Annotated in this window: 1 protein-coding gene; it reads left to right on the forward strand. The window is 49.6% G+C overall.

Features of this window, described 5'->3' with window-relative positions; all coding sequences use genetic code 11:
• The coding region (locus R0J87_RS20240) for an iron chelate uptake ABC transporter family permease subunit (RefSeq protein WP_498888499.1) at positions 1 to 274 on the forward strand (274 nt) is incomplete at both ends.

Below are 274 nucleotides of genomic sequence, written 5' to 3' on the forward strand. Positions count from 1 at the left end.
GCCTAGATATGATTATGCCCGTTTTGCCTTATATGGTCATCGCGTTAGTCATCGCCTTATTCCTTGGAAAACCTGTGACCATCTTACTTGCAGGGGAAGACGTAGCAAAAAGTTTAGGCCAACGCACGGGCTTGCTGAAGGTGATAATCGGGGCAGTGGTTATCGTATTGGCGGGCGGCTCTGTGGCTGTGGCAGGTTCGATTGGATTTATTGGGTTGATCGTTCCTCACTTAGTTAAAGGCATGGTCGGCCCTGATTACCGGTGGGTCATTAG

It is taken from the genome of Halomonas sp. SIMBA_159, from assembly GCF_046536035.1.
In the GTDB taxonomy this organism is placed as follows: Bacteria; Pseudomonadota; Gammaproteobacteria; order Pseudomonadales; family Halomonadaceae; genus Vreelandella; species Vreelandella venusta_A.